The 292-nt window shown below is 40.4% G+C and carries 1 protein-coding gene; it reads right to left on the bottom strand.

The genetic code is table 11. From position 1 onward, the window contains the following. Nucleotides 1–123 precede the first annotated feature (123 nt). The coding region (locus MD535_RS25970) for an NIPSNAP family protein (RefSeq protein WP_265678149.1) at nucleotides 124–292 on the bottom strand (169 nt) is incomplete at its 5' end.

The following is a 292-nucleotide window of genomic DNA, read 5'->3' on the forward strand; positions in this document are numbered from 1 at the left end:
GCTTAAGTTGTGAGTTACGCACCACTGAAGCCGAATTTTAAACCGTAATCACCCAAACCAAAATTAACACCAAAACCGCCAAGCGTTACGAATCAACTTGAAGCGATTGTTAGGTGCGTACTATCAGTTAAACACTGGTCTAAAGAAACTACGTTCTACACTTAAAACACAGCGTGTATCGTCTGCAAACTTAAATGCTTTAATACACTCACTATCAGCTAGTGACTTATTACGGTACGCCTCGTAGTCCGCTAGACTTGGAAAAGTAAATAGCGCTAGAGCTACGTTATTT

This window comes from Vibrio qingdaonensis (assembly GCF_026191675.1).
Taxonomy (GTDB): domain Bacteria; phylum Pseudomonadota; class Gammaproteobacteria; order Enterobacterales; family Vibrionaceae; genus Vibrio; species Vibrio qingdaonensis.